The following is a 25,762-nucleotide window of genomic DNA, read 5'->3' as shown; positions in this document are numbered from 1 at the left end:
GATATTAGATGTCAGATATTAGACTACAGCTTAATGTATATTTTTAACGATAATAATAGTCTTCTGGCATCTACGGTTTCCTGATAAATTAAAAAAAAGAAGCAGCATTAAAAACTAATTTCTAATCTCTGACTTCTAACTTCTATTTTAAATTTTTACCAGAAAAGTCCTTTTTTCTTTTCTTTTTTAAGTTTTGAATAGGCCAGAACTTCTTTTCCTTCTACGCGGAATTCTATCCTGTCCTGGATAATATTGTAAATTTCACCCCATCCCGGAAATCCTCCAAGATTTCGGTCATCGATGAACCAGTCTGCATCCAGTTTTCTGGATTGATTTTCGGAATCGAAAACTTCCCCTTCAAAGCTGGAGTTGATGGCATAAAATTCAATGCCGTTACTTTTGCAAAATTCTACGGCTTCATCTAAAGTCTTTCCATGTCTGTATGTCCAGAGGATTAATCTGTATCCTTCTGCCTGAAGTCTTCTTAATGTTTCGAAAGCAAAAGTTTTCGTTTTTCCAATTGCAGGATAGGCATCATCAACGATAGTTCCATCGAAATCCACAGCAATTTTTTTATTATTTAACATTGTATACCTTTTTTAGCTTTGCAAAGATAAGAAATAAAAAGAGTGCCGAAAACGCTGGCACTCTTAAGTTTTTATAATTTATTGATAATCCGGAACTAGCTTTTCACCCATTTAAACTGGAACTGAAGATCCGGAGTAGAAATTCTGTCTGTAATTTTCTGAAGTCTCGAAGGAAGTTTCATTAAATATTCCTGAGCTTTTTCAGCTTTTTCGGTAAGTCCTTTTACATGTTCAATCTTCCATTCATCCAACAGGTCTGATAAAATATTGATGTAATCATTTCCTGTATAGACCATACATCTCTGTGCTGCGTCTGAGAAATGTCCCCAAAGTTCACCTGCTTTCTGACCGGACTGTCTCATCATGTGAGCCGGCATTACGATCTTTTTACGCATCATATCTTCAAATGCCAGGATCATTTCTGACGGATCTATTTCTAAAATTCTAGCCACAAAATGTTTGTAAGCTTTAGCATGTCTGGCCTCATCTGCAGCAATAACACCACACATTTTAGCCAGCTTTCCGTTTCCGCACTGTTTGGCTAATGTCCCTACTCTTCTGTGAGAGATATTAGTTGCCGTTTCCTGAAAGCTTGTATATACGAAGTTTCTGTAAGGATCCATACTTGTTCCCAAATCGAAACCGTCATTAATTAAATATTGAGTGGTAACTTCCAATTCTCTCATGTTCACTCTTCCACACAAATAAAGATATTTGCTCAAAAGATCTCCATGTCTGTTTTCTTCACCAGTCCATGCTCTTATCCAGTTGGCCCAGCCGATTTCTTTCTTCTCCTGATCAATTCCGTCTACTCCCATCAACCACGACTCATACGAAGGCAATGCTTCTTCTGTGATACAGTCTCCGATCAGCGTTACAAAAAGGTCGTAAGGCATTTCACGTGCGAAAGTCTGAATTTCTTCAAGATCATATTTAAAATCAGAGCTTGATGGATCCGGAAGATAATCAGAGGGCTGCCAAATTTTTTCAATTGGCGTTAAAAATTTATCCAGAAAAGAACCTACCTCCTTTTCCAAAATTCCCATTACTTCTTTTCTGACAAGCGTTTGATACATTTTATTATATGGATTTTAATTTACAAAGATATGATTTATTTATTATTTGTCGCATAATAACATATGCAACCCATACGATGACTGATATAAATCATACAAAAATGCCGCCATCTATAGTATAACGACATTTTTCAGACATTATTATTGAATTTTAGCTAACTAAAATATCTCCTGTCATTATTTCCGGAATTCCCACTCCCATTACCTTTAGGATCGTTGGAGCTACATCGCCCAGTTTTCCGGGTTTCAGATTCCACGTATGGTCTTTATCCATGACAATAAACGGAACAAGGTTCGTGGAATGCTGCGTATTTGGTGTTCCGTCCGGATTAATCATTACATCTGAGTTTCCGTGATCTGCAAGAATAAATACGGTGTATCCGTGTTCGTACGCTGCAGTAGCTACTCTTTCAATACATTTATCTACTGTTTCAGCGGCTTTTACAGCGGCTTCAAAAACTCCGGTATGTCCTACCATATCTGTATTGGCAAAATTCAGACAAACAAAATCAGCAGTTCCGTTTTCCAGTTCCGGTACGATGGCATTTGTGATGTCATAAGCAGACATTTCTGGTTTAAGATCATACGTTGGAACATCTTTCGGACTTGGGCACAGAAGTCTTCTTTCACCATTGAACTCTTCCTCTCTACCTCCGGAAAAGAAGAAAGTCACGTGAGGGTATTTTTCCGTCTCAGCAATTCTTATCTGGGTTTTACCATTTCTCTCAAGGATTTCTCCCATGGTATCCTTCAGTACTTCTTCATCAAATACAACCTGTACATTCTGATAGGTCTTATCATAATTGGTTAAAGTGATATAATGAAGGTTGAGTTTACGCATAAAGAAATCAGGGAAATCTTTCTGGGTAAGAACTTCTGTGATCTCTCGCCCTCTGTCTGTACGGAAATTGAAACAGATGACCACATCACCATCTATAATTTTGGCTACCGGAACTACATTCCCTGTTTCTGTTGTATTCACCAAAATAATAGGCTTTAAGAACTCATCGGTTACGTTGTTATCATAAGAAGATTTAATAGCTGCCAAAGCATCTGTCGTCTCCAGTCCTACTCCATCTACCATAGCATCGTATGCCAGTTTTACACGCTCCCATCTTTTATCACGGTCCATTGCGTAGTATCTTCCGATCACGGTTGCCAGTTTACCTACCGTAGTTGCCATATGATCCTGAAGTTCTTCTATAAACTCAAGTCCTGAATGCGGATCACAGTCTCTTCCGTCTGTAAATGCGTGAACGAAAACATTTTCATGCAGTCCGAACTCCTGAGCGGCCGTTAATAAACCTTTTAAGTGATTGATATGTGAATGTACACCTCCGTTGGAAACCAATCCGATAAAGTGTAGTTTTTTATTTTCTCTTTTAGCATAGTCGAAGGCATCCTGAATAATCTGTTGTTGCCCCAATGTACCATTCTCAACGGCCATATTCAGCTTCACAAGATTCTGGTATACCACTCTTCCTGCTCCTAAATTCATGTGTCCTACTTCAGAATTTCCCATCTGTCCTAAGGGAAGTCCTACAGCCAGACCGCTGGCTTCAAGTGTTGTATGTGGAAATTTCTGATAACAGCTGTCTATAAATGGAGTGTTGGCTTTGTCTAAGGCAGACACTTCTGGATTTGTTCCCAGTCCCCATCCGTCAAGGATTGCTAATATTGCTTTTTTTGACATTTCGTATAACTTTTTGTTACACAAATTTACCTAATTTCCGATGAATGAAAGAATTTGAAAGGTTTATTTTAAAAACAATCATATGTATGTAAGTTAATTAAATAAACGTCTGGTAAAGCCTTAATCTTTTACTCATAATTTATGATCTATTAAGTTTCATTTTATTATAGTGTTAAACTGCCATATTTCTATGGCAGTTTAACAAGATTCATAGAAATATTTACATCCGGAATGTTCAGTATCTTCCAAAAATGATCTAAAAAGTTTTACCCCTTAACCACATTTTGAGGGAATGTCATTTGTGAACTTAGAATCTAAACTATTATATTATGTATTGTGTCAGGTTGAGGAGTAAAACAATATAGTATAAAACCGAATTAATTCATTTTAAAAATCAACAACTGTGTACTTTTACCTCTTAATGTCCCTCCTGTCCCACTACAGTTTCCGGACACCCCTCTGCCTAATTTTATTGCCCATGTTCTTCCGGTAGGAACTGTTGTAGTATAAGTTACTACGCCACCATGATTGCTGGTACCCCCTTGATTATGAGAAGCCGTAGAATGTATTCTTCTAACAGCAGTACCTGCTCCTTCTGGGAAGTCAACAATATAAGAACTGAGAGTACAACCAGCAATATTATGATCGCCTTCATAAACAAATTCCATTTTGTAAGTTCCGGCAGGAAATGTAATCGTGGAAGTACCAGTATTATAGGTAAGCCCTGGGATGCTATTAGAAACTAAATTCATTGGAACCACTACGGAAGCTCCTGCACCTTGTCCATTTAAAAAACTGCTCATATCATTACCTAGTTCAAATACTGCAGGCGCCATCACTGTCGAAGGCAGATTACCTTCATCAAGCATTAATTGCCATTTATTAGCAGTACTGTTGAATTTATAAAAATTGTCTTTTTTTACGGGATTAGCTCCTCCCGCATCTACCAGATTATACACTAACAATCCATTAGCGGGATTAGGGATAGTGGTAACATCAGTACTTCCCGTTAATGATATACGGGGGATCAATAATCCCTTATTAGTGGAGACTATATCCAAAATTGAAGAAGGATCAGGTGTTGTGGTATTTATTCCTACCTGTGAGAATAAACTTACAGAAGATGCCGCCATGGCAAATAAAAATAAAAGTTTTGTTTTCATTGTGTGTTTCTTTTTTTGTTAATATTTATTTCAATCTGTTTTATAATTTCTTTAAAATCAATCTTTATTCAAAATAGGTTTGTTAATTATCTGATTGTGACTATTTTTAGTTAAAATTTGAGAAAAAAGATCCCTCAAAATATCTTTTCAAATATTTTTTATTCATGAAAAGTTTTTTCAACTATTTCAATGTGTTTATAAGTTTTTGGTGTATCTGATTGCCAAGTTTAAAAGCAATCTTATGCTTGCGGCGGTAACTATCTGGTAACTTTTAGATCTACCTTTTGAGCTCGTATTATTAAATCCATAATCACGTTGTTTACTCAATTAATTTTTCAACTATCTTTTTCTCATTTGCGTAACACTTAAAATCTTGATACAAATTTGAATTATTTATCCAATTATTCAAAAAAAACGGATATTACACGGATATTACATCAACATAAACTACTGATAATCAAAACAAAATAACAACAACACATCAATGGTATTATTTTACTCTCTTCTTTAGCACATACAGAAAAAATGAAAATCTTTACCTTTCATATGTTTAATTTTTATAAAAACTATAGCAAAAAAGTGATATATAATTCTATTGAACATTTAATTAGTATTGATATTCTTCATCCAGATATACAGATCTTCTCCTGAAGAAATATTGAGTCTTTTTCTCAGTCTATTCTTTCTGATTTGTATGGATTGAGGTTGTACGAATGTATAGGCAGCAATGTCTTTGGAAGAAAAGTTCAGAAATAATAAAGCGCAGAATTTTAATTCGCTGTTTTGCAATTGGGGTTCAATTTGCAGCAATTTTGGAAAAAAATTAGGATAAACTTCCTGAAACCTTGTCAGAAATTCGGGGTCATTATTTTTAGCGAGTTGAATTACCTGATCAAAAGCAATATTTAATTTTTGATTTAACATTTGGGTTTCCTGTACTTTTACATTCAAAATTTTATTTTTTTTCCGCTCCCTCTTTATTATTATCAAAATAAAAATGATTGACGTGAACACCCCAATCCATATCATAATATAGATCAAAAATTTGTTTTTGGATTTTATTTCTTTTTCTTTTTGTACAACTAATTCCTGCACGGTATTTTCAATGGCCGGTTGTTTAGCATTGGCTAGACTATCTTTAATAGAGATATATTTCTGCAAATATTTTTGGGAAGAACTATTATCACCTGATTGCTGATAAATTCTCGAAATATCACTATATAATCCTTGCAATCTTTCGACATTGCCGGTTTTTTTGGTTAAAGAGATGGCTTGCTGAAAATTAAAAATAGCAGAATCATATTCTTTTTTATATTCATTAATCATTCCCTTTACTTTATACAACTGGAAATTATTATTCCCCAATATTTCTTTTGATGAGGCATCAAAGGATTTTACATATCTTTCTGACGAATCTAGTTTTTTCTCAGAAATATCATATTCAGCCAGTATTAAATTATTGTATACAAAATGCATCTTTACTATACGATCTAGTTTTTTTTCATCTTTTAAAAGATTAATTCCCTTTTTTATATACCATTTACATGAATCCGGTTGGTTTTTTCTTTTATAAGTACGACCTATATCAAAATAGGCAATAGATTTGACTTTTATTTTAGAAGAATAATCATCAATATTCTCTGATAATTTTACATTTTCTTTAAATTTATCAATTGCTTTTTGATAAAGACCAATATTTAAATAACTAAATCCTAGCTCTCTTTTAATTTCACTTTCAAATTTAAGATCGTGTTTATAATTTCCCTTTTCATATTCTAATTCTGCCAATTTTAAACATTCCAATTCCTTTTTGTAATTTCTTGAATTTGAATAATAGTATGAAAGCCGTAAATAACCCATTATTATTCCTTTAGAATATTGATTTTTTTTAGATTCTTCCAGTAAAAATATATTTTTTTTTAAACCTTCATGAATCTTTCCTTCAGTATATAGGATTTCAAGTTTATTATAATCCGAGTCAATATATTGAGGGGTCATTTTTTGCTGAGCAAATAACAACCATGGGAAAAGAACAATTAGATATTTCATCATTTCACAGTGTTTACATATATAAAACAAATCAATAAAATAAAAATCAATGTGATTTCTCAAAAAAAAGCACTACATATACAAATTTAATAATAAAAAGACATTCATCCTTTTATTAATCATTTATTCGTTTGTTTTTAATTGTTTTATTTAAAAGATTAGATTTATCAGGACAACAATGTTATAGATAAAAAAAGGAAAAGTAGCTCTCGAGAGCTACTACACAGATATAACATTTATTTTTTTATGGTATTTACTCATCTCAAGAAAATTCAACTTTTTCTTGTAAAAAGAAATCAAGCATATAATAATCAAAACAATTAATGGGAATACAATAAAAACATTTAAATGTTATACATAAGTATGGCCCATTTCTTTGCGCCACTAACCACAAAGATGTAACATTGTAAAATTTTTTTGATAAGAAGAAATTATCCTTAAATTATTATTCCTGCCAACCAAATTTAATTTCTATAAAAACTATAGCCAAAAGTGATATATAATTCTACTGAATACATTTAATTAGTATTGATGTTCTTCATCCAGATATACAGATCTTCTTCTGAAGAAATATTGAGTCTTTTTCTCAGTCTATTCTTTCTGATCTGTATGGATTGAGGTTGTACGAATGTATATGCGGCAATGTCTTTGGAAGAAAAATTCAAAAATAATAAAGCACAGAATTTTAATTCGCTGTTTTGCAATTGGGGTTCAATTTGCAGCAATTTTGGAAAAAAATCAGGATAAACTTCTTGAAATCTGGTCATAAACTCCGGGTCATTATTCTTAGCCAGTTGAATCACTTCTTCAAAAGCAATATTTAATTTTTGAGTCAATACTTTAGTTTCCGCTTCTTTTACATTTAGAATTTTATTCTTTTTGTGTATTCTCTTATTTACTAAGAAGATAACAATAATGGAACCTGTACCTACTATACATATAATGTAAAGTAAAAAGTTATTTCTATCTTCCATTGGCTTTTGTTTTTCTTCTACCAGAAGGTCAACAGTATCTTTAAGATTCTCATTCTCAATTGTCTTTAAACTATCGCTAAGAATATTATATTTAAGTGTATATTTTTTTTCATTATCCCTTTGACCTGTTTTTTCATATGCCTCGGATATTAAGCTATACAATTCCAATAATTTTTTTATATTCTTTACTTTTGCAGCAAGCTCTATTGCTTTTTTATAATCTGCAATGGCAGAATCATACTGTTTTTTCGCCCCATTAATTTCCCCTAAAAGTTTAAATGTTCTAAATTCATTATTACCTAGTACAATCGGTACAGATTGAGCTGATTTTATATAAAATTCTGCAGAATCAATTTTATTTTCTTTAAGTTTTGTTTCTGTTAAAATTAATAGTGCGATTTTTAAGCTTGTATTCAAACCTGAATTCAGGTTTTTAGGTTTTTTCACTTCTTCAATAACCCTATTACAATAATAGGTAGCAGAATCATAGCTCTTTTTCTCAATATGGTTTTTAGCCATTTCAACCAGGGTCATTGCATTTGAGGAATATCTGGTAGAATCTATTTTTATATTATTTGCCAGTACTAGATTCTTTCTGAGTTTTTTCAATGCCTCATCATACATTTTAATGCCTTTATAATTCATGCTGTATAATAAATTCATAGAAATTTCTTCATCCTCGTCGTCTAAATTTTTAAACTCTGATTCCATTAATTTTAAATAGTAATTACTTTTATTGTACCTGTATTGCATAGAAAAAGCAAGAGCTAAATTATAGCATGCATATACTTTTCCTTTTGGATAATTAATATGTTTTGAGTCTTCCAGTATTGAAAGATTTAATTTAATCATACTATCTGTTTGACCTTCAAAAAGAAGAGCGTTCGACTTTTCCAGTCTCTTATCAATACCTGTTGTAGTAATCTTTTGCTGAGCAAACAGAAAAAAAGGAAAAAATAAAATAAGAAGCTTCATTGTGTTTCAGGGGGTTTATTCAATTGCAAATCTCTCAATCAAAAATAAATAAATTACACACATAACAATATTATTATAATAAATTTAATAATAAATGAACACATTACACATTTTATTCACGATATATTTATGTTTTTAAAATGCTCGTGTTTTTTAAAAATAATATTGTCAATATTATTTTGACAATGTTAAAAATTCACAAATGAATATTGAGCATTTTCCACTATTACATAAGTATTACATAGTATAATCTGATTAATAAATTAGCCTTTATTAAAAAAAACAGACAAATCATTCAGCTTTCTTAAAAATCAAACAATAAAATTGGTTCGTAAATAAATGTAATATTTAAGTAGGATCCCTTTTTTTTCTACCGTAATAAAAATCCTGTAAAATTGTAAAACTGAAATAATGACAATGGATTTAAAAGAAATAGATATTGGACAACTCATTAAGCAAAGAGTTTTAGAATGTAATACTTCAACAGATAGAATAGGTAAGTTTTTAAAATGTTCAGGGGAAGAAGTTGAAAAAATATATGAAAAAAAATCTGTAGAAGCTGATGTACTTTTAAAGCTGAGCAAATTATTGGAATATGATTTTTTCAGGCTGTATTCACAACACCTTATTTTGTATTCACCACCAGCATCTGTGGCTTACAACAACAGTAAAACACAGCTACCCTCTTTTAGAAAGAATATTTATACCAAGGAAATTATTGAATTTATGCTGGATCTTTTGGAAACACAGCAAAAATCCAAAGCACAAATAACACGGGAATATGGAATTCCTAAAACTACCCTTTATAAATGGATAACCAAATACCAAAAATGAAGAAAATTATAGAAACATGATTAATATTCCTAATTATAAAAAGATTTATATTGATATCTTAGATAAAAAGTATCCTCAAAAAATATCTATATGCCAAAAAATATTAAATAAAAAAATACTTTCTACTCTGGATATTATTACATTAAATAAAATAATATTCGGAGAGCAGGATAGAGAATCGATGACCTTTAACCAAAGACATCGTGCTTACTGTGAGAAAACAATAATAGAAATTCTTGAATATCAAAAGGAATATCATCTTAATAATACTCAAATTGCCTTAAAATTTAAAATAAGCCGTAATAGCCTTACAAAGTGGAAGAAAAAATATCTTGTATGAATAGCAATTTATAATCACCAGAGGGTTACCCAAAGAAAATTTCATCCATCCTGACTAATTTTTAACCTCATCGATGGTCCTTTATAAATTATTATTTAATTTTGCTTTATGGATTTACGAGATCAGTTAAAGAACCTTTTTCCTGAACATGAGGAAAAGGATTTTGAGATGCCTAAGGAAGAATTTAAGCAGCAGGAACCTCTGGTATGCAAATTTGAAAAGAAAGGCAGAAACGGTAAGCCTGTAACGATTGTTGAAGGCTGGGAAGGAAATGAGGATGATTTGAAGAAAATCTCAAAAAAAATAAAAACCACCTTAGGAATAGGCGGTTCAGAGAAAGACGGAACGATCATTATTCAGGGCGATAATCGTGATAAAATAATGAATATCCTTAAAGAAATGGGATATAAAACCAAAAGAGTCGGCGGATAGACCTAGAAATAGATCTGTGTTTCCGGCATCAGGCTTTTTAATCGTTCAATCTTAGTTTTTTCTATTGGATTTCCTGTAAGAATAAGGGTTTTTAAGTTTTTCAGCTGTCCTATTTCTTCAGGAATGTCTTTTAAATTATTATTGGCCAGATTCATACTGACTATATTTTTCAGTCCTTTTATTCCAGAAGATATTTCTGTGATATGATTGTCGCTTGCGTTCAAAAATTCAAGATTTTTAGCTTTGAACAGGTTTTCCGGAAGCTTTACAATAGCATTATGCTGAAGTTCCAGATATTTTAAACTTTTAGGAAAAGAAAGGTTTCCAAGGTCATTAATCTGGTTTTCAGATAAGTTTAGAAATTTTAAATTTTTGATTCTGTGTAAACGGTCTGCAATGACGCTGATCTGGTTTCCCTGAAGATTAATTTCTTCCAAAGCAGGAATCTCCATCAGTGCTTCGGGAAAAACATTCAGATTATTGGCATCAAAATGAACAGCTTTTAAATGTTGAAGTTTTGCAACATTAGAATTGATACTTGTAAGACCGTTAAGATTCATGGAAAATGTATTCAGCTTTTTCAAATTTCCTATTTCATCAGGAATATATTTGATGCTGTTTTCATTCACATTTAAGATCTCCAGTTCAGTTAAAGCAAAGATCTCCTGATCCATTTTTTCAAGCTTATTACCCATCATATTCAGGAAGAACAAAGCATTTAGTTTCGAGATCTGTGGAGGAAGGTTAAAAAGCCCCTTTTCCCTGAAACTCATACTGTAAACTGTCTTTTTACTGTTCAGAGCCTCCTCTATGCTGGTAAACGTAGGATATTTTACAGGATCAATCTGTGCCTTCGTAAGGCAGAGAGACAAAACAGCAATCAAGAGAACAAGTTTTTTCATAGAGATAAATTTCGGGCGGCGGCTTTGCCGCCGCCCGAAATGGGTATTAATAATTTACTTTTTTAATAATTTCACAGTCTTCTGGAAACCGCCTTCTGCTTCGATATTCAGAACCAGGATACGGGATGTTTCCAACTGATGGGTAAAATCAAGATCCAGTGATCTGTTTACCCCGCTGAATTTTTTCGTATAAACGATCTTTCCATCCATGCTGTATGCAGTCACTGAAATGTCTTTCAATCCTTTTGGAGAGTTGATCTTAACCATTCCTGACGTAGGATTCGGAGCCACCTCAACCGTATTTTCGGCATTGTGACTTTCAACTGTTCCTAATGCACCAGCTGTTCCTAAGTTTTGTTTTAAAGCAATAACAATAGTAGCTGATTTCCCTCTGTAATCGATTGTGTTTCCTGTAGCATCGATATCCGTAGAAATCGTAGAATCCGGATGCTGAATAGAGAAGAAACCGAATTTATGGTCAGGTGTAAATGTCAATCCTGTAGGCTCTGATCCTGCCGGCATAGAAGCAAAAAGTCTCACTTTAGGATTAGCCTGCGTATGATCCGGAGCAATTACCCAGATATAATTTTTTCCACCATCCTGAAGAACCCAAAGATTTCCAAGCTCATCAAACGTAAGGTTGTCATTTCCGTCGCCCCACGCTTCAGTTTTCATTCCCTGCGGTGTATTGAATGAATACGATGTGGAAGCACCACCTGCAAAAGTTTCTACCTGAGAAGCTGTTGTTCCGTTATCCTGAAGACGGTATACTTTGTCCAATCCTTTTGCTGTAAAATAGATCTTTCCATCTAGTGGGCTGATATCTACATCTTCTACTCCATTAAATCTTGTTCCTCCCAAGGACTGAGCAAGAGCCGTTGTATTATTCTGGTCTGCTTTCACCTTATTCGGAACCTGAACCCAAGTGGCTGTAGTTCCCACCGGATCTCCGGAAGCACTTAATCCCTGGTCAAGTTTTAGTACATATAGGTTTCCTGAAGCAAGATTGTTCGGGGTATCCATGATATACTTGTATACCATATGAGTTCCACCATCTTCTCCATAATAAGCCGTAGTTCCTGCATTATTAACCACCACATTTTCGTGGTTCATAATACCCATCTGCCATAGTTTTCCTTTAGATCCGTCTGTATTTTTGGAAACAACCTGAGCTGTAGCGGGATCAATTTCCACTAGCCATCCGTAATCTTTGTAGCCATCACTGTTTACGTCATTGGAAGTAACGGATTCTTCTGCTGTAACAACAGTTCCCCAAGGCGTAACTCCACCCGAACAGTTTCTGATCGTCTGAACCAGACTTGGATCTGAGAAGCTTACCGCTCTTGATCTTGTTAGCTGCCAAAGTTTTGTGGAAGAATTGTAGTTAACCTCAGCCATCGTAACCCCTCCAGGATTTGTTTCGTGGTTTACAGAAAGATATCCGTTCGTACTGCTTCCTGTCTTGGCAACATAGGCGGTAAAGTCATTCTGACCTCCTACCATTCCGCCTCCTTCGGTGTAGCTGTCACCTTCTTTTAAGATAAGCTGGTATTTATGTTCTCCCGGAATGATCAGTTTATTGGTTTGTGCTGTAGGAACAATAGAAGTAAAACAGCTGATGTGCGTACCTGTACATGCAGGAGGTGGCGTAACCGTAGTTGTTGTTTTTAAATAAGCATCGATTCTTAGATCTGAACTGGTTCCGGTTCTGTTGTGAAGTTCTACAGAGATCCTGTTGGTACCGTTTACAAATTGTGCCTTTGGAATAGAAAAAATATTATAACCGCTTTCTGCAGCTCCGTCAATTGTTGTACTGGAAGGTGTATTGAAAACAATAGCTCCTGTTGGCATGTTATCTCTCACCACCTCAACTCCGTTAAGATAAACAACGATTCCGTCATCTCTCATTACGCCCAATTCCATAGTGTCTGAAAGGGTTGACAAGTCTACAGTGAAATCTTTAGCAAAATAAGCTGCTGTAAGACCTGAGCTGATCGTAGTTGTTACAGGATCTCCATATCCAAGAGGACCGTTTCCTGTTGCCCATGTTGAAATATCAAATGCTTGGCCTTTCCACGGATCTGCCAGGGCCTGGTTGTTGTCTTTGTAGCTCCAAGACGAGTTTTTGTTGAACAAAAAGGTCTGGGCCTGTACACTAAAACCAGCGACCATTGCCAATGCCGCAATTGTAAGTAATTTTTTCTTCATTTTTTATTGATTTATTAGACCTTGCAAAAATATTTTTTTGGCGCCAAACCTCTGTTAATAGGACTTTAAATAAAGATCAGGGAATATTAATTAATTCGGAACCCAATGTTAAGGGAATTAAATAATTGTTAAATAATGTTGTCTTTTGAGTTGGAGTGTTTTAGTGTTTTAGTGTTTTAGTGTTTTAGTGTTTTAGTGTTTTAGTGTTTTAGTGAAATATAAAGATTTATTAGGCTGTAATTATTTTTGCATTGAGAAGATAAATCTTGAAAAACTGATTAGAACTAATATTACGATTGAGCCTTCATAATTTGGCATTATTAAGCTTTACATCTTAAACCCCTACCCTAAAAACTCTCAAACCCTAAAACTCTTCTACTCTTAAACATCACCTTGCTTTGCTAGTATCCGTCAGTGCATTCAGGAAAGCGATAACCTGTTTGATCTCGGTTTTTGTAAGTTCCAGTTTGTCCGGTGGCAATGTCTGGTTTTTCATTTTTATCCCGAGTCCCTCTCCTCCGCCTTCGTTGTAAAAATCCATAACTTCTTCCAGCGTATTGAAAGCACCGTTATGGAAATAAGGTTTGGTAAGGGCAATATTTCTTACCGTAACCGTTTTGAAAGAGTAATCATAAATCCATGATTTTTCTTTTTTCACAGGACTATTTCCTCTTCCCAGATCGACATCCAACTCTACAGGAAGCTGGTTGACCGGTTTTTTCGTTATTCCTAAAACTTCAGATTCATTTTCATTAAAGAACGGTGGTACAAGACCCGAAAAATGCGGAGCAAAATGGCATGTGGCACAATTGGCTTTTCCCATAAACAGATTGTAGCCCTTTTTGACATCATCAGAAACGTCTTTTTCATTTCTCATAAAACGGTCAAAATCACTGTCAAAAGAATACAGGGAAGATACATAAGAACTTAAAGCTTTAGAAAAATTCTCTTTGCTAATTTCACCATTTTTAAAAGCGGCACGGAACGCTTTTTTATACTCAGGTTTTGTTTTTAATTTTTTGATGATGTCTTCATAGCTGGTATTAAACTCGTCATCATTGTAAATCACGTGTTCAGCCTGCTGTTCCAGATAAAAAGCACGAAGATCATAGAAAAATCTTTTCGCAAAAACAGCATTATAAAGAGAGGGTGAATTTCGTAAGACTGTTTTTCCTTCTACATTGCTCGGTGATTTTGCCTTAAGATCTGTAAAAGCATTTTCCTGAAGGTGACAGGCTGCACAACTCATTTTGCTATTTTGGCTTAAGTTCTGGTCATAGAAAATAGATTTTCCGAGGCTTCTTAAATCTGCATTATCTTCAGAAGACTGCAGCAGCGTATAGAAATAAGGATCCAGAAAATCACTGCTGAATAGATTTTTACTCTTTACATTCCAGCCGGAAAATTCTTTAAGGTCATCTTCTCTTCCATCCCATTTTCCCAATTCTTCATACAGAGGCTGAATATATTTTTTATAAAATTCAATTCTGTCAAAAGTTTCAAAATCTTTGTGGGCTGAAAGATAATTTATCCCTTCTGTAAGAATCTGATTCGCTTTTTGAACATTATAATTTTTAAAATAGGCATCATCATTGATGTATTTTTTAATGCCTGTAAACGCATGGCTGGCCTCCTCAGAAATATTCAGGGAACCGGGTGTATCGAAACCTGTAACTCCCAGCGTATAAATTCTTATTAACTCTATCCTTAAAGGTAAGGTTTTGTTATTTCCACGGCTTAAACCGTTCTTCATAGCACTCAGATAAAAGCTTGAATAGGAATTGTACAAAAAATCGGTAATGGTTTTGATTTTATCTTTCTCGTCTCCGGCTTCATCGGAAAATATCAGTTCGTCTAAAACCTGAAGTCCTTCCGGTGGTAAGGTGTAGGCCGAAGTACCTGCTGCTTCTATATGAAACAACGGAGCAGCATTGAGGTGTGTTTTTGTAAATTCCGGATAATGATAAGCAATATAAAATTCTATTTCTTTAAATGAATTCCTGGTACTGCTTAAAGAATTTCTGAGTTCCTCAAGAGAGATCTGGTCGTCAGAGAATTTATATACGTCTGATTTCAGCCGGTCTAGCCTGTTTTTAAAATCAGAGAGACCTTTATTGACAAAGGTATTTTCGTTTTCTCTGCCTTTATCAACAGAGTTAAAAGACATGACAGCAAAACCTATCAACACAATCACAGCTAGCAGCGGATACAATCTCATGAATTTTTAGCGGCAAAACTACTGTTCTCATGTTATGTTAAGTTTAAGGGCAGATTAAAAAATGTTTATATTTTCACCTGAGTTTCTGGTGAGACCGTTAGAAAACGGAAGATAGAGGCTGAAATTTTTTAAATCATCATACAATTTGATAAAGCAGCCTGTAAAAGAACAAGAAAACGATACTTAGACCTTCTTTTAACTTTAATAATATCCAACCTCCATCTTCCAACTTCCATCCATAAAAAATAGAAATATTTTTATTAATTTTAAACCCCGAAATCAAATTCATTATACTTAAGGGCGGCTGACTTCTTCATGCCGGTTTAAAAAATGATGACGAAAGATATTTGGGGAGGATTTTTAACATTATTTTCAGCAGATCAAAACAAAATATTATTATGAAAACAAAAGTATTATTCGCTTTTGCGGCGGGTCTTCTTTCCATTGGTGCATTTTCACAAAAGAAAGAAATGGCCGTTTACGCAGAGAAAAAAGGCAATGATTATTATCTGATACGCCTGGAACAGGATAAACAGATACCCAATGTGTACGTGTATTCAAACGGAGTTACAAAACCCTACAAAAAGTATACGGATCTCAAGGATGTTGTGATGGATTTCCCGGGTATGATGAACTCGAACAATTCGACCAAAGAAGAGATGGTTTCTGTTTTAAAAAAAGGAGACAAATTCTACGAAATCACAACTCAAAGAAAAGATCCCAAAAACTTTGAAAAGACGATCGTAACGGTCTACGAAATATTTCAGGGACAAAAAAGAATTGTAGAGGAATATGATACCATCTACGACCTTACCGGATCACCTTACAAAGACGCTATTTTCATTAATTAAAAAACAAAAAATTATAAGTTATGCTAAATAAACTTGCTGCCTCAGAACTGGTTCTGAATGATGACGGAAGTGTATACCACTTAAATCTTTTACCTGAAGATATTGCTGATAAGATTATCCTTGTAGGAGATCCGGACAGAGTGGCAAAAGTTTCAAAATATTTTGACAAAGTAGAGATCAAAAAAAACAAAAGAGAATTCTATACCCATACCGGAACATTGCGTGGAGAAAGAATTACGGTTATGTCCACAGGTATCGGAACCGAAAACATCGATATCGTGATGAACGAGCTTGATGCTTTGGTGAATATTGATCTTAAAAACAAAGAATTCAAAACAGAACATAAGGCGCTTGAACTGTTCCGTATGGGAACCTGTGGAAGTGTAAACCCTGATGTACAGGTTGATAATATGCTGGTAACCCAGAATGTGGTAGGTCTTGACGGACTGATGCATTTCTATCAGGATTACAGTTTCGAGAATGAATTTTCCAAAAACTTCATGGAGAAATTCCCGTACGCAAAGATCAAACCGATGCTTTATTTCTCAGACTGGGCAGAAGAAATGGGAGAATACTACAAAGATGCCAAATACCACGGAAATACAGCTACTTTCCCGGGATTCTATGCGCCACAGGGAAGAGAACTTCGTCTAAAGGCATTTGATGATAAGTTTCTTGAAACTTTAAATGATCTGGGAGTCACCAACTTTGAAATGGAAACCTCAGCGATCTACGCTCTTTCAAAACTATTAGGTCACAAGGCAATCACCGTCAATAATGTTATTGCCAACAGAAGACGAGGAGAATTCTCCGCAGACCATCATGCTTCTGAAAAGAACCTGATCGATTGGGTATTGGACAGAATCATTAAATAAAATATATTTCAAGGATAAAACTTGAATTCTAAACCTTGTAGATAGTGAAACCTACAAGGTTTAGTTTATAAATACATTTTGCAAAAAGATAGCACAAACCAAACCTCTTTGCAAGCTGGCGAATCCATGAGAAATTATTATTTTAATGAAACGCTCGAGGATCCGGATATTTAAACACAAAATCCAATTCTGAAATTAATTTTGAAGGCAGGATTATTTTTCCTTCCCCTACTGCCTCCTCAGGAGATGTCAGGTTTTTCTGGGCATTGATCACCTGAGCTTTTGACGGATGCTGCGGCGCTGTCACATTATACAGCTTTCCTTCAGAACTTTTTTCAATCATTTTTTCAATCACGCCGGAAATATCTTCGTAATGAATATGATTCACCGGAGCTTCCAGATTTGATACATTATAATTTTTAAGTAGCCTGTTGTCTCCCATCAGTCCGGATAATCTCAAAATATTAACATGCGGATATCTGTTTTTGATCATTCTCTCTCCCGGAACCTGATCGGAAGAAAGATTTTCTTCGGTATACGCTCCTGCCATATCCGGGTATACACCTGTAGAGCTCATCACGAACATTTGTCCATCAAAATCACCAATGAACGACAATAAATGCTGTATTCTGTTATACAACGAACTTGCGCAGCAGCTCTTCCCGGAAAGCGGAATGGTAATAACCAGAACATCAATATTTTTAATCTCGCTCCATTGCGCAATTTTTTCTTCCAGCTGAAAATCAGGGAAACTGGCGACAGAGGTATGGAAACCCTTGAAAGAAAGATCCTCAACTTTATCTTTAATGGTTGTGGTAGTATACATTGTATACCGGTCGGACATTGAAGCGGCCATCCTGGATCCCAGCCAGCCACAGCCTATAATTCCTATTTTCTTCATAAATTCAGATATCTGCATTAATGGTCTAAATGTTCTTTCCCGTATTTAGAAAAAACATATAGATTTTCAGCAAAATTAAATCAATTTATACAGAGTGCAATATTTTAGTTTTTCTCAACTCCCAATTAAGCTGAGTTTGGGCTAAGAAATAAAAATGAAAAGGAATAAAAGAAAGTCACTTTCCATACGAAGGCGCATCTGCATCCCTGTTTTTTGTCTCATTTTGAGCCTAACAATCGTTAGTAGTAAAACTACGACAAAAAGTAAAATATCCTTCCAATTTTTTCTGATTCGAGCCATTGCTTCTTATATTTGTTTTCACAGGAACGTGATTTTCACAATACCGATATTAATCTGTAATTCAGAATATTAAATTTATGAAAATAAAACATTAATTGTATTTTAAAATAGTAAACAGAGCGGGTTTTACCCACACATCAAGTGAAAAAAGAACGATAAAGTCCTCACCAAAGATATTATCTATTGACATGGATCAGGCAGTATTTTCATCTGCAGTGAGTGACAAGAAAAAACTATAATGCAGACCTGTTCGCCAGGCTGATGTTTACATACACTAACCAGAAAAAATATGTTATGTTCCAAGACAGTAAATCATCAAAGAACCAGATTTCAAAATCTAAAAAAGATCTGGATAGTATAGAACCGGCAACTTTCAATGCAGGTAAAGAAACTGTAAAAAAAGCTGATAAAATAAAGAAAACTGTACAGACAGCCGGACAGACACTCTCCTATGCTGATAACTTCATGAACAAAGTTTCCCAGTCTAATACAGCTTTGGTATCAGAAAATAAAATCTGGACAGAACAGCCTACCTCCAAAATATATAATGCCAGCTCTATTCCCACAAGCGAACTTTTAGGAATTAACCGTGTGGTCAAGCTTGAAATCATTATTGAAGGTAAGATTATAAAGCACTTCAAACATTTTAAACTCACTCAAAGTGCCATTAAGCATCATGAATTCAATCTAACTCTTGCCCATGACACTTTGGGAGACGCTGAAAATCATAATCTGGAGCAGGCACAAAACTTTCTAGGTAAAAGGATCACTGTTGTATTTAAATATAAAGATGTAGAAGAAAGTCCGGAAAGGAATTTTGTAGGAGTAATCACAGAAGTAGGATTCAGTCAGGACAAAGGCAGTCTGGGTAATATTGTACTTACCGGAAACAGTCCTACCGTACTTCTGGATGCAGCGCCACATATTCAAAGTTTCGGTGGTACACAGGAGATCAGTCTGAACAGTATTGCAGACTGGGTCATCAAAGAAGGTTTAGGATCTAATAAATTTGATTTCAGGGTAGATTCCCAGCACGGAAATGTTTCCTACAGCTCACAATATGAAGAAACTCACTACAACTATCTCGCAAGGATAGCAGAAGCTTACGGCGAACAGTTTTATTATGATGGTGAAGTTCTTCATTTTGGAAAATTACCACCACAGGAAAAACCGGTACAACTGGTGTACGGAAGCAGCGTACATGATATAAAGATTAAAATGAAAGCCCAGCACGTGAATCCCTCTTTTTATGGCTACAACAGCAGCAAAAATGAAAAGCTCACAACGGGAACCTCAAAAATAAACCACCAATCCGATATTGCGAAACGTGCGTATGAAATATCTCAAAAAACATTTACAACCCCTTCCTTAAGAGTAGCTCCAATCAAAGCATCAACCTTTATGGATATTGATGCCTCACAGAAAGGCACGGCTGGAAGTAAAGCAGTAGATGTCTTTATGACTTCCGGAACCACCAGTGTCCCGTTTTTGTATCCGGGATGTACTGCAGATGTAGAAATGCGTAAATCTGAAACCAATCAAACGGCCTACTTTACCAAGTTGATGATTACAGAAATCAGTCATGAGGTAGATGGAAGAGGTTATTATACGGGAAATTTTGAAGCTATCGCAGCAGATACCGGATTTATGCCCCGACCTGAATTTCAGATGCCAAAAGCAGACCCTCAGTTCGCTAAAGTTATTTCAAACACTGATCCTTTGAACCAGGGACGCATACAGGTTCAGTTTGACTGGCAAAATGGACAGGATAACACAGAATTTATCCGCGTGATGACTCCTGATGCAGGCGGAAGCGATAAGGTAAGTAAAAACCGCGGTTTTATGGCTATTCCTGAAGTTGGAGACCAGGTGGTTGTCAATTTTGTGCACCAGCATCCGGACCGTCCCTTTGTAATGGGAGGAATGTTTCATGGTGGTGTTGGCGGCGGCGGCGGACAAAATAATAACCTTAAAAGTTTAAGCAGCCGAAGCGGCAATAAACTGGAACTGGATGACGGAGCAGGGTCTGTATTTCTGACAGACCAGGGAGGCGCCAATATGAAGTTTGACGGAGGCGGAAATGCCACCACCAATGCTAATGCCAATCACACCACCAACGCAGGAAATTCCAGTGTCATCAACGTGGGTGGAAAAAAAGACGCTCCCCCACAATCGCTATTGCAGATGGATGCCGGTGGAAACATCATGCTTGACGGAAAGACAAGTATTACTCTGAAAGTAGGCGAAAACTCTATTACCATATCGGGTGAAGGGATTACCGCTTCAGCCGGAAAAGGAACCATAGACATCACCGCACTGGCAGGCGCTTTAGGACTTTCCAGTAAAGGAGGTACTATGGATATAACCACAGATTCGGCACTTACAATCACTGGCGGACCTACAGCCGTAATGTCTTCAGGGGATACCAATATTATGTAATTCTAAACAACAGATCATGGATGAATTAGAATACATAACGCTGAATGCCCTGATGATGTGTGATCAGGGTGCCGCGCCGGACTTTTTCAAGCCGACCTACAATACCAAGGTTAAAATCCACGGTTGTCTGGTGGCGACCAATAAAGATGCCACACCACTTATCAATATACCGTCCTTTAAAGTATGCAAAATTACCGGAGGGCCCTGCACCCCTGCCACTGTCCCTATGACGTGGCAGGATACATGGCAGGTAAAAATAAACGGAATACATTCCCTGATCGGTAAAAGTACCTGCCGCTGTCCGGTAGGCGGAAAAGTAGAATTTATGACCAGCGGACAGGTTCCGCTCCCGGATGATGCCGCCCAGGAAGTAAAAGATATGCAGGACCAAGCACAACGTGAACTGGATGACAACGGACAGGGCGATAGCGTGGGTGAAGCAGGATTAGTTGAAGGGATGATCCCGGTTTGGGGAAGCGGAAGAGACCTCATCAACGATATACAGACCGGCGATGGCTGGGGCGCTGCTATGAACGCAGGTTTTCTGATCTGGGATGTAGCTTCTATAACCGTGGGAGTTGTTTCCTTTGGAACCGGAACTGTAGCGATGCAGGGTGCTAAAGCGGGAATAAAAGGCGCCATAAAAGCAGGCGCTAAAGCAGTTTCGAAAGAGGCGTTGCAGCAAATGGGAAAAGCGGCACTCAAAAAATTAAGCAAGGAAGCTTTAAAGAAAAGTGTCGACGATATTGCGAAAAAACTGCTTAAAACCTGTGTATTTGCCTGTTTTCCAGCAGGCACACCCGTTCATACGGAACAGGGCATTAAAAACATTGAAGATATAACAGTCGGTGATATGGTCTGGGCTTATGATGAGGATACAGATACGGTCGCACTGCAACCTGTTATTGATTTGATGGTGAATGAAAGTGATCATACCATTAGTATTTATACGGAAGCTGAAGTGATTGAGACTACAGCGATTCATCCTTTTTATACAGAAAACGGATGGAAAGATGCATCTGAACTTGAAGCAGGAGAAAAAATTATCACCAAAGGCCAAACTAAAATCTCCATTGAAAAAACAGAATACAGCTACGAACCTAAAAAAGTTTATAACTTTACGGTAGCTCATTTTCATACGTATTTTGTAGGACTTCTAGCCCTGTTAGTTCACAACTCTGGACGATGTCTGTCCCAGATGATGCTGGAATCTCAGAAATGGTTTCAGAAAGTTAGGAGAGGATACTTTTTCAATCTCGTATGGAATAGCGAGTTAAGGAAGCAAGCATTGGAAAAAGGTTTCAGATATTCTCATGAAGTTGAAGTATTATTAAAGAAAGGCAAAGTTGGAAAAATAGACGGGTTAATTGAAAATGCAGATGGTACTTTTAAAATTATTGAACGGAAGGCCAGTGATTTAACTAAAATTACAGATAAAACAATCAAAAGCTATATTGATGATGCAGCAAAGTATAATGGTAAAGCTATGACCAAAACAGGTGAAGTAATACATTCTGCAGGTGATAAGGTAATTTTGCATGTCGAGAAAGTTGGCAATTTAAGTAAGGATGTTCTTGATCATGCAACAAAAAAAGGGGTAGAAATAGTAGATAATATTTCAGGTTTATTTTAATTAATTTAATATTTATTATAAAATGTACAAAACAGAATTTTCGAAGTATAATGGAATAATGAACAAAATAATGGATGAACAAACCACATTAGAAGTTCATTTATCAACAGAGTTTAGCCAAAATGTTCCAAAAGATTTCTTAAAATATACGCCAGATGAATGGGCTAATTATGCTTTTGAAAATGAACTGGAATATACTATCAATTATTACAAGGATGAAAAACCTTATTGTCAGGTCGCTATTGATTCTATGACAATAAAATTTAATTTTTATGATAATAATATACTTAAGTATAATCTAATGATAGTCTTTTCTAAAGGTGAAATAGTTAATGGAGATTTTATACTGTTTGATAATAAAAAAATATTTCTAAAACAAATATCCTGGTATGGTGATTTAGGAAAAACAATCTTATTCTATTCTAATAAAAAGAAAAATAATATTTTTTTGAAAGAGTTTACAAAAGAAAATGAAAAAATAGAACTCATTGAACAATTTGGAACTGCTGACCTTTCTAAACATTGGTTTGATAGTCCTAAAAATTATTTAGACTATGAATACCTTTTAGATTATCAAAATTTGTTTAACCAGCTTCCCTCTGTACCAGCGTAACATTATTAAGGATGAATATTTTGATAATTATTATCAATTAAAAAAAGAGCTTCAAAAATTTTACTGGCTGCAAGTTATCGGGAAGCAAGATATTGATGATGTAGTTATAAGTATTGAAAAATCATTATTAATAGAAGAAAAAATGCTGCCCTATTTACAAGAAAACTTTAGTCTTAATTATATAGATATAGCTCCTGAAAGAAATGAATTTGATGATCTGTCGGATAAAATGATCGCTGTAAACAAAAGAACACTTAATTGTCACATCACATACACCAATGAGCCTATCAAAATCTTTATTTGGAGAAAATATCCCGCTTTTACAGCTGGAATCATTCTCACAACCCTACATACTGACCGTTGAGAATACTTTTCTGATGGGAAAGGAGAATCCGCCTATCTCTTTGAAAACAACATCAGATATTGTTCTGGAGCAGGAAAAGGATGAGAATTTTCTGTATAATACAATAGAGCTCCTTCATATTACCGGAGATACGGAAGATCACATTATGAAACCTTTCTTAATGCAGAGTCTGGCACTTTCGGATATCTCCAGAAGCCTTTTTATTAAAAGAAACCTCGATGGAAAAATGCTGTCCGTTGAAAAAAAAGAAGGCCTATGGAAAGATTGGGAACTCTGGAAACAGAACAGACTTTCTTCTGTTTTCCCAGAAGAGAAGGATCAGATTAAAATGATTTCCAATTACGAAAAAGGACTGAAGGACTTTGACACAGGATTGAAGAAAAATCTTCAGTACGTTCTGCTGCTCCCGGAAATATACAGCCTTATTTTCCCTCCCAATGAGCATTTCAGCTTTTTATCCAGCCAACTCCAGTTCAACTCCAGATTGGTCGATGGAATGGAATATAATTATCAAATGAAACTGGTTAAACTTGATGAGGAAAAAGATACCCTTTCCGTCGAGCTCCACTCTATTCTCAACAACAAAAATGAGCTGATCAAAAGCCATCTGAAAAAGCTCTATGAAGACAAGCCCGATTTCTCTATCGATAATTTTGAATTCAGTATAAAAATAAAGTATAGTTTTGAAAAATCATCATCCAAAATAAATAATGCAGAACTACATTTCACTGAAAAACTGCATGATCATTTGGCGTATTTTGTCGATATGAGATTAGAGATTAGAGATTAGAGATTAGCAAAAATATATATTAAACCTATCCCAAATCGTCTGTGCAATCAGTGTAGTTTGTGGGGAAATTAAAATTCACTTGGAAAGCAAAAATTCACTATTGATATCTCCTTGTTTGGAAGACATTACATTATCTACTCTCTCCCTAAAACTCATTGATCATCACATAAAAATGTCCCGAGTATAAGCTTTCCGTATTTCCGGAAATATTGGTAAGATTGATCGTCACACTTGAAGTAGACGTCATTCTTGGATTGGATATGGAAAACGAAGTATTACCCGCAAAATCTCCCGCCGGAGAAACCACAATCGCAGCTCTTGTGGAACCAGGCTGCAAATTGGCCGGAATAGAAATCTCCATGCTTACGGATTTCCCCGGAGCTAGATTATTCACAGAAACGGATGGCCAGGCTTCAAAGCTGATCTGATTTTTCTGTACACTTCCCTTTTCACCCAGTTTATATGGTCCGTTGACATCTATTCTAGCAGAAGTATTGGGTGTTGAGGTACCTATTCCTATATTGGCACTGTTGTTTCCGATCACAACAGCATTGACCTGTGAAGTTACAGATCCATAACCTAATGCTGTAGAAAACTGCCCCAAAGCATTTGCCCCCGATCCTACTGCAGTTGAATTCTGGTTGTTGGTCATTGTATTATAGCCTACTGCTGTTTCGCTGTTTGTATTGGTTTTGGCATTATAACCTACTGCTATGGACTGGAATCCAGAGGCCGTTGAGTTTTTTCCTACTGCCGTTGCATCATTGGTCGTCGTTCTCGCATTATATCCTAATGCTATAGACTGATATCCTGAGGCATCAGCATTATTGCCTACCGCTGTAGCTTCATTTACTGTTACTTTCGCGTTATACCCGACTGCGGTAGACTGATATCCGGAAATCTTAGAATTAGCTCCCAGTGCTACGGATTCATTGGCGGTAACGGAAGTATTCGTTCCAATAGCAATTCCCTGATATGCACTGCTGGAATTCCCTAAAGCAATCCCGTTTTGTGCTGCACTTGCTGCCGTTCCGAAGCTTATTGAATTATTCACCCCAAGTCTTCCTACGGATGTGGAATTGACCTTAAAAACAAGGTCATCAGACGTGTTGGTTCCCAAAGACAGATTCGTATTGACCCCTCCGGAGTTACCACTATTGGTCGCTGAATTATTCCAAACCGACATCGGGCTTACATTTCCCCCATTCGTCCCATTTCCACTGTTGGCAGCAGTGGTAGAAAGCATATTCCATTTTGATTTGCTCCAGAAGTAGAAACCTGTTTCTGCCAAAGTTCCTGATCCGTTGTTCCATACGATCAAGCCTTCAGCTGGATTTTGAATGGTTGTCTGGTCTGTAGATGATGCTAAAGCAACACTTGGAAGGAGCATTCCTTTGTTCTTGGATTGAATCTGCAGCATAGCTGATTGATCCGGGTTGGACGTTCCGATCCCCACCTGTGCTTGAATTAAAATATTAAATCCTAAAAAAAGAAGAAAGAGCTGAAATTTAATTTTGGTTGGCATCACCGTATTGCTAATAGTTA

Annotated in this window: 20 protein-coding genes; 9 read left to right on the top strand and 11 right to left on the bottom strand. The window is 35.7% G+C overall.

Going from position 1 to position 25,762, the window contains the following annotated elements:
- Positions 1-155 precede the first annotated feature (155 nt).
- The 6 genes from NZD88_RS17895 to NZD88_RS17870 form a co-directional block, all read right to left on the bottom strand.
- Positions 156-587, bottom strand: a complete 432-nt coding sequence (locus NZD88_RS17895) for a BT0820 family HAD-type phosphatase (RefSeq protein ID WP_169234216.1) — start codon at positions 585-587, stop codon at positions 156-158.
- 95 nt (positions 588-682) lie between these two features.
- Positions 683-1,663, bottom strand: coding sequence for an acyl-ACP desaturase (locus NZD88_RS17890; protein WP_169234215.1), 981 nt, complete (start codon positions 1,661-1,663; stop codon positions 683-685).
- Positions 1,664-1,814: 151 nt separating this feature from the next.
- Positions 1,815-3,356 (bottom strand): 2,3-bisphosphoglycerate-independent phosphoglycerate mutase, encoded by a 1,542-nt coding sequence (gene gpmI, locus NZD88_RS17885; protein WP_259830946.1) that lies wholly within the window; start codon positions 3,354-3,356, stop codon positions 1,815-1,817.
- A 377-nt stretch (positions 3,357-3,733) separates the two neighbouring features.
- On the bottom strand, positions 3,734-4,519 hold the full coding sequence (locus NZD88_RS17880; RefSeq protein WP_259830945.1) for a hypothetical protein: 786 nt from the start codon (positions 4,517-4,519) through the stop codon (positions 3,734-3,736).
- Positions 4,520-5,122: 603 nt separating this feature from the next.
- A complete protein-coding gene (locus tag NZD88_RS17875) occupies positions 5,123-6,571 on the bottom strand; it encodes a tetratricopeptide repeat protein (RefSeq protein ID WP_259830944.1) in 1,449 nt (482 codons plus the stop codon).
- A 515-nt stretch (positions 6,572-7,086) separates the two neighbouring features.
- Positions 7,087-8,517, bottom strand: coding sequence for a tetratricopeptide repeat protein (locus NZD88_RS17870; protein ID WP_259830943.1), 1,431 nt, complete (start codon positions 8,515-8,517; stop codon positions 7,087-7,089).
- 417 nt (positions 8,518-8,934) lie between these two features.
- On the opposite strand from NZD88_RS17870, the gene NZD88_RS17865 reads away from it, so the two are divergent.
- The 3 genes from NZD88_RS17865 (at position 8,935) to NZD88_RS17855 (ending at position 10,123) form a co-directional block, all read left to right on the top strand.
- Entirely contained in the window at positions 8,935-9,351 is a 417-nt protein-coding gene (locus NZD88_RS17865; RefSeq protein WP_259830942.1) for a transposase, read from the top strand.
- A 16-nt stretch (positions 9,352-9,367) separates the two neighbouring features.
- Positions 9,368-9,691: a helix-turn-helix domain-containing protein gene (locus tag NZD88_RS17860; protein WP_259830941.1), complete on the top strand. Its 324-nt coding sequence runs from the start codon at positions 9,368-9,370 to the stop codon at positions 9,689-9,691.
- Positions 9,692-9,799: 108 nt separating this feature from the next.
- Positions 9,800-10,123 (top strand): translation initiation factor, encoded by a 324-nt coding sequence (locus NZD88_RS17855; protein WP_259830940.1) that lies wholly within the window; start codon positions 9,800-9,802, stop codon positions 10,121-10,123.
- 2 nt (positions 10,124-10,125) lie between these two features.
- Here NZD88_RS17855 and NZD88_RS17850 read toward each other — a convergent pair whose 3' ends face one another.
- The 3 genes from NZD88_RS17850 to NZD88_RS17840 form a co-directional block, all read right to left on the bottom strand.
- On the bottom strand, positions 10,126-11,025 hold the full coding sequence (locus NZD88_RS17850) for a leucine-rich repeat domain-containing protein (protein WP_259830939.1): 900 nt from the start codon (positions 11,023-11,025) through the stop codon (positions 10,126-10,128).
- Positions 11,026-11,079: 54 nt separating this feature from the next.
- Positions 11,080-13,233, bottom strand: coding sequence for an alkaline phosphatase PhoX (locus tag NZD88_RS17845; protein WP_259830938.1), 2,154 nt, complete (start codon positions 13,231-13,233; stop codon positions 11,080-11,082).
- Between the two features lie 388 nt (positions 13,234-13,621).
- Positions 13,622-15,451: a cytochrome c peroxidase gene (locus tag NZD88_RS17840; protein WP_259830937.1), complete on the bottom strand. Its 1,830-nt coding sequence runs from the start codon at positions 15,449-15,451 to the stop codon at positions 13,622-13,624.
- Positions 15,452-15,849: 398 nt separating this feature from the next.
- On the opposite strand from NZD88_RS17840, the gene NZD88_RS17835 reads away from it, so the two are divergent.
- Positions 15,850-16,302 carry a hypothetical protein gene (locus NZD88_RS17835; RefSeq protein WP_259830936.1) on the top strand — a complete coding sequence of 151 codons (453 nt, stop codon included), beginning with the start codon at positions 15,850-15,852 and terminating at the stop codon, positions 16,300-16,302.
- Between the two features lie 20 nt (positions 16,303-16,322).
- Positions 16,323-17,177: a nucleoside phosphorylase gene (locus NZD88_RS17830; protein WP_169234208.1), complete on the top strand. Its 855-nt coding sequence runs from the start codon at positions 16,323-16,325 to the stop codon at positions 17,175-17,177.
- Between the two features lie 142 nt (positions 17,178-17,319).
- Here the strand turns inward: NZD88_RS17830 and NZD88_RS17825 are convergent, their stop codons facing one another.
- Entirely contained in the window at positions 17,320-18,078 is a 759-nt protein-coding gene (locus NZD88_RS17825; RefSeq protein ID WP_259830935.1) for a Rossmann-fold NAD(P)-binding domain-containing protein, read from the bottom strand.
- Between the two features lie 594 nt (positions 18,079-18,672).
- Between NZD88_RS17825 and NZD88_RS17820 the strand changes: the two genes are divergently transcribed.
- The 4 genes from NZD88_RS17820 (at position 18,673) to NZD88_RS17805 (ending at position 24,217) form a co-directional block, all read left to right on the top strand.
- Positions 18,673-20,817 carry a type VI secretion system Vgr family protein gene (locus NZD88_RS17820; RefSeq protein ID WP_259830934.1) on the top strand — a complete coding sequence of 715 codons (2,145 nt, stop codon included), beginning with the start codon at positions 18,673-18,675 and terminating at the stop codon, positions 20,815-20,817.
- A 16-nt stretch (positions 20,818-20,833) separates the two neighbouring features.
- Positions 20,834-22,450, top strand: a complete 1,617-nt coding sequence (locus NZD88_RS17815) for a polymorphic toxin-type HINT domain-containing protein (protein ID WP_259830932.1) — start codon at positions 20,834-20,836, stop codon at positions 22,448-22,450.
- A 70-nt stretch (positions 22,451-22,520) separates the two neighbouring features.
- Positions 22,521-23,063 carry a hypothetical protein gene (locus tag NZD88_RS17810; RefSeq protein ID WP_259830931.1) on the top strand — a complete coding sequence of 181 codons (543 nt, stop codon included), beginning with the start codon at positions 22,521-22,523 and terminating at the stop codon, positions 23,061-23,063.
- Between the two features lie 278 nt (positions 23,064-23,341).
- Entirely contained in the window at positions 23,342-24,217 is an 876-nt protein-coding gene (locus NZD88_RS17805; protein ID WP_259830930.1) for a hypothetical protein, read from the top strand.
- 145 nt (positions 24,218-24,362) lie between these two features.
- Here the strand turns inward: NZD88_RS17805 and NZD88_RS17800 are convergent, their stop codons facing one another.
- Complete coding sequence (locus tag NZD88_RS17800) at positions 24,363-25,742, bottom strand: hypothetical protein (protein ID WP_259830929.1); 1,380 nt, start codon at positions 25,740-25,742, stop codon at positions 24,363-24,365.
- Between the last annotated feature and the right edge of the window lie 20 nt (positions 25,743-25,762).

The sequence above is a fragment of the Chryseobacterium pyrolae genome (genome assembly GCF_025153485.1).
Lineage (GTDB): Bacteria > Bacteroidota > Bacteroidia > Flavobacteriales > Weeksellaceae > Chryseobacterium > Chryseobacterium antibioticum.
This window is presented reverse-complemented; position numbering and strand designations above follow the sequence as displayed.

What these genes read in the sequence shown, in the direction of transcription:
- NZD88_RS17895 (WP_169234216.1), bottom strand. Translation starts at nt 587, where the DNA reads ATGTTAAATAATAAAAAAATTGCTGTGGATTTCGATGGAACTATCGTT.
- NZD88_RS17890 (WP_169234215.1), bottom strand. Translation starts at nt 1,663, where the DNA reads ATGTATCAAACGCTTGTCAGAAAAGAAGTAATGGGAATTTTGGAAAAG.
- gpmI (WP_259830946.1), bottom strand. Translation starts at nt 3,356, where the DNA reads ATGTCAAAAAAAGCAATATTAGCAATCCTTGACGGATGGGGACTGGGA.
- NZD88_RS17880 (WP_259830945.1), bottom strand. Translation starts at nt 4,519, where the DNA reads ATGAAAACAAAACTTTTATTTTTATTTGCCATGGCGGCATCTTCTGTA.
- NZD88_RS17875 (WP_259830944.1), bottom strand. Translation starts at nt 6,571, where the DNA reads ATGATGAAATATCTAATTGTTCTTTTCCCATGGTTGTTATTTGCTCAG.
- NZD88_RS17870 (WP_259830943.1), bottom strand. Translation starts at nt 8,517, where the DNA reads ATGAAGCTTCTTATTTTATTTTTTCCTTTTTTTCTGTTTGCTCAGCAA.
- NZD88_RS17865 (WP_259830942.1), top strand. Translation starts at nt 8,935, where the DNA reads ATGGATTTAAAAGAAATAGATATTGGACAACTCATTAAGCAAAGAGTT.
- NZD88_RS17860 (WP_259830941.1), top strand. Translation starts at nt 9,368, where the DNA reads ATGATTAATATTCCTAATTATAAAAAGATTTATATTGATATCTTAGAT.
- NZD88_RS17855 (WP_259830940.1), top strand. Translation starts at nt 9,800, where the DNA reads ATGGATTTACGAGATCAGTTAAAGAACCTTTTTCCTGAACATGAGGAA.
- NZD88_RS17850 (WP_259830939.1), bottom strand. Translation starts at nt 11,025, where the DNA reads ATGAAAAAACTTGTTCTCTTGATTGCTGTTTTGTCTCTCTGCCTTACG.
- NZD88_RS17845 (WP_259830938.1), bottom strand. Translation starts at nt 13,233, where the DNA reads ATGAAGAAAAAATTACTTACAATTGCGGCATTGGCAATGGTCGCTGGT.
- NZD88_RS17840 (WP_259830937.1), bottom strand. Translation starts at nt 15,451, where the DNA reads ATGAGATTGTATCCGCTGCTAGCTGTGATTGTGTTGATAGGTTTTGCT.
- NZD88_RS17835 (WP_259830936.1), top strand. Translation starts at nt 15,850, where the DNA reads ATGAAAACAAAAGTATTATTCGCTTTTGCGGCGGGTCTTCTTTCCATT.
- NZD88_RS17830 (WP_169234208.1), top strand. Translation starts at nt 16,323, where the DNA reads ATGCTAAATAAACTTGCTGCCTCAGAACTGGTTCTGAATGATGACGGA.
- NZD88_RS17825 (WP_259830935.1), bottom strand. Translation starts at nt 18,078, where the DNA reads ATGAAGAAAATAGGAATTATAGGCTGTGGCTGGCTGGGATCCAGGATG.
- NZD88_RS17820 (WP_259830934.1), top strand. Translation starts at nt 18,673, where the DNA reads ATGTTCCAAGACAGTAAATCATCAAAGAACCAGATTTCAAAATCTAAA.
- NZD88_RS17815 (WP_259830932.1), top strand. Translation starts at nt 20,834, where the DNA reads ATGGATGAATTAGAATACATAACGCTGAATGCCCTGATGATGTGTGAT.
- NZD88_RS17810 (WP_259830931.1), top strand. Translation starts at nt 22,521, where the DNA reads ATGGATGAACAAACCACATTAGAAGTTCATTTATCAACAGAGTTTAGC.
- NZD88_RS17805 (WP_259830930.1), top strand. Translation starts at nt 23,342, where the DNA reads ATGAGCCTATCAAAATCTTTATTTGGAGAAAATATCCCGCTTTTACAG.
- NZD88_RS17800 (WP_259830929.1), bottom strand. Translation starts at nt 25,742, where the DNA reads ATGCCAACCAAAATTAAATTTCAGCTCTTTCTTCTTTTTTTAGGATTT.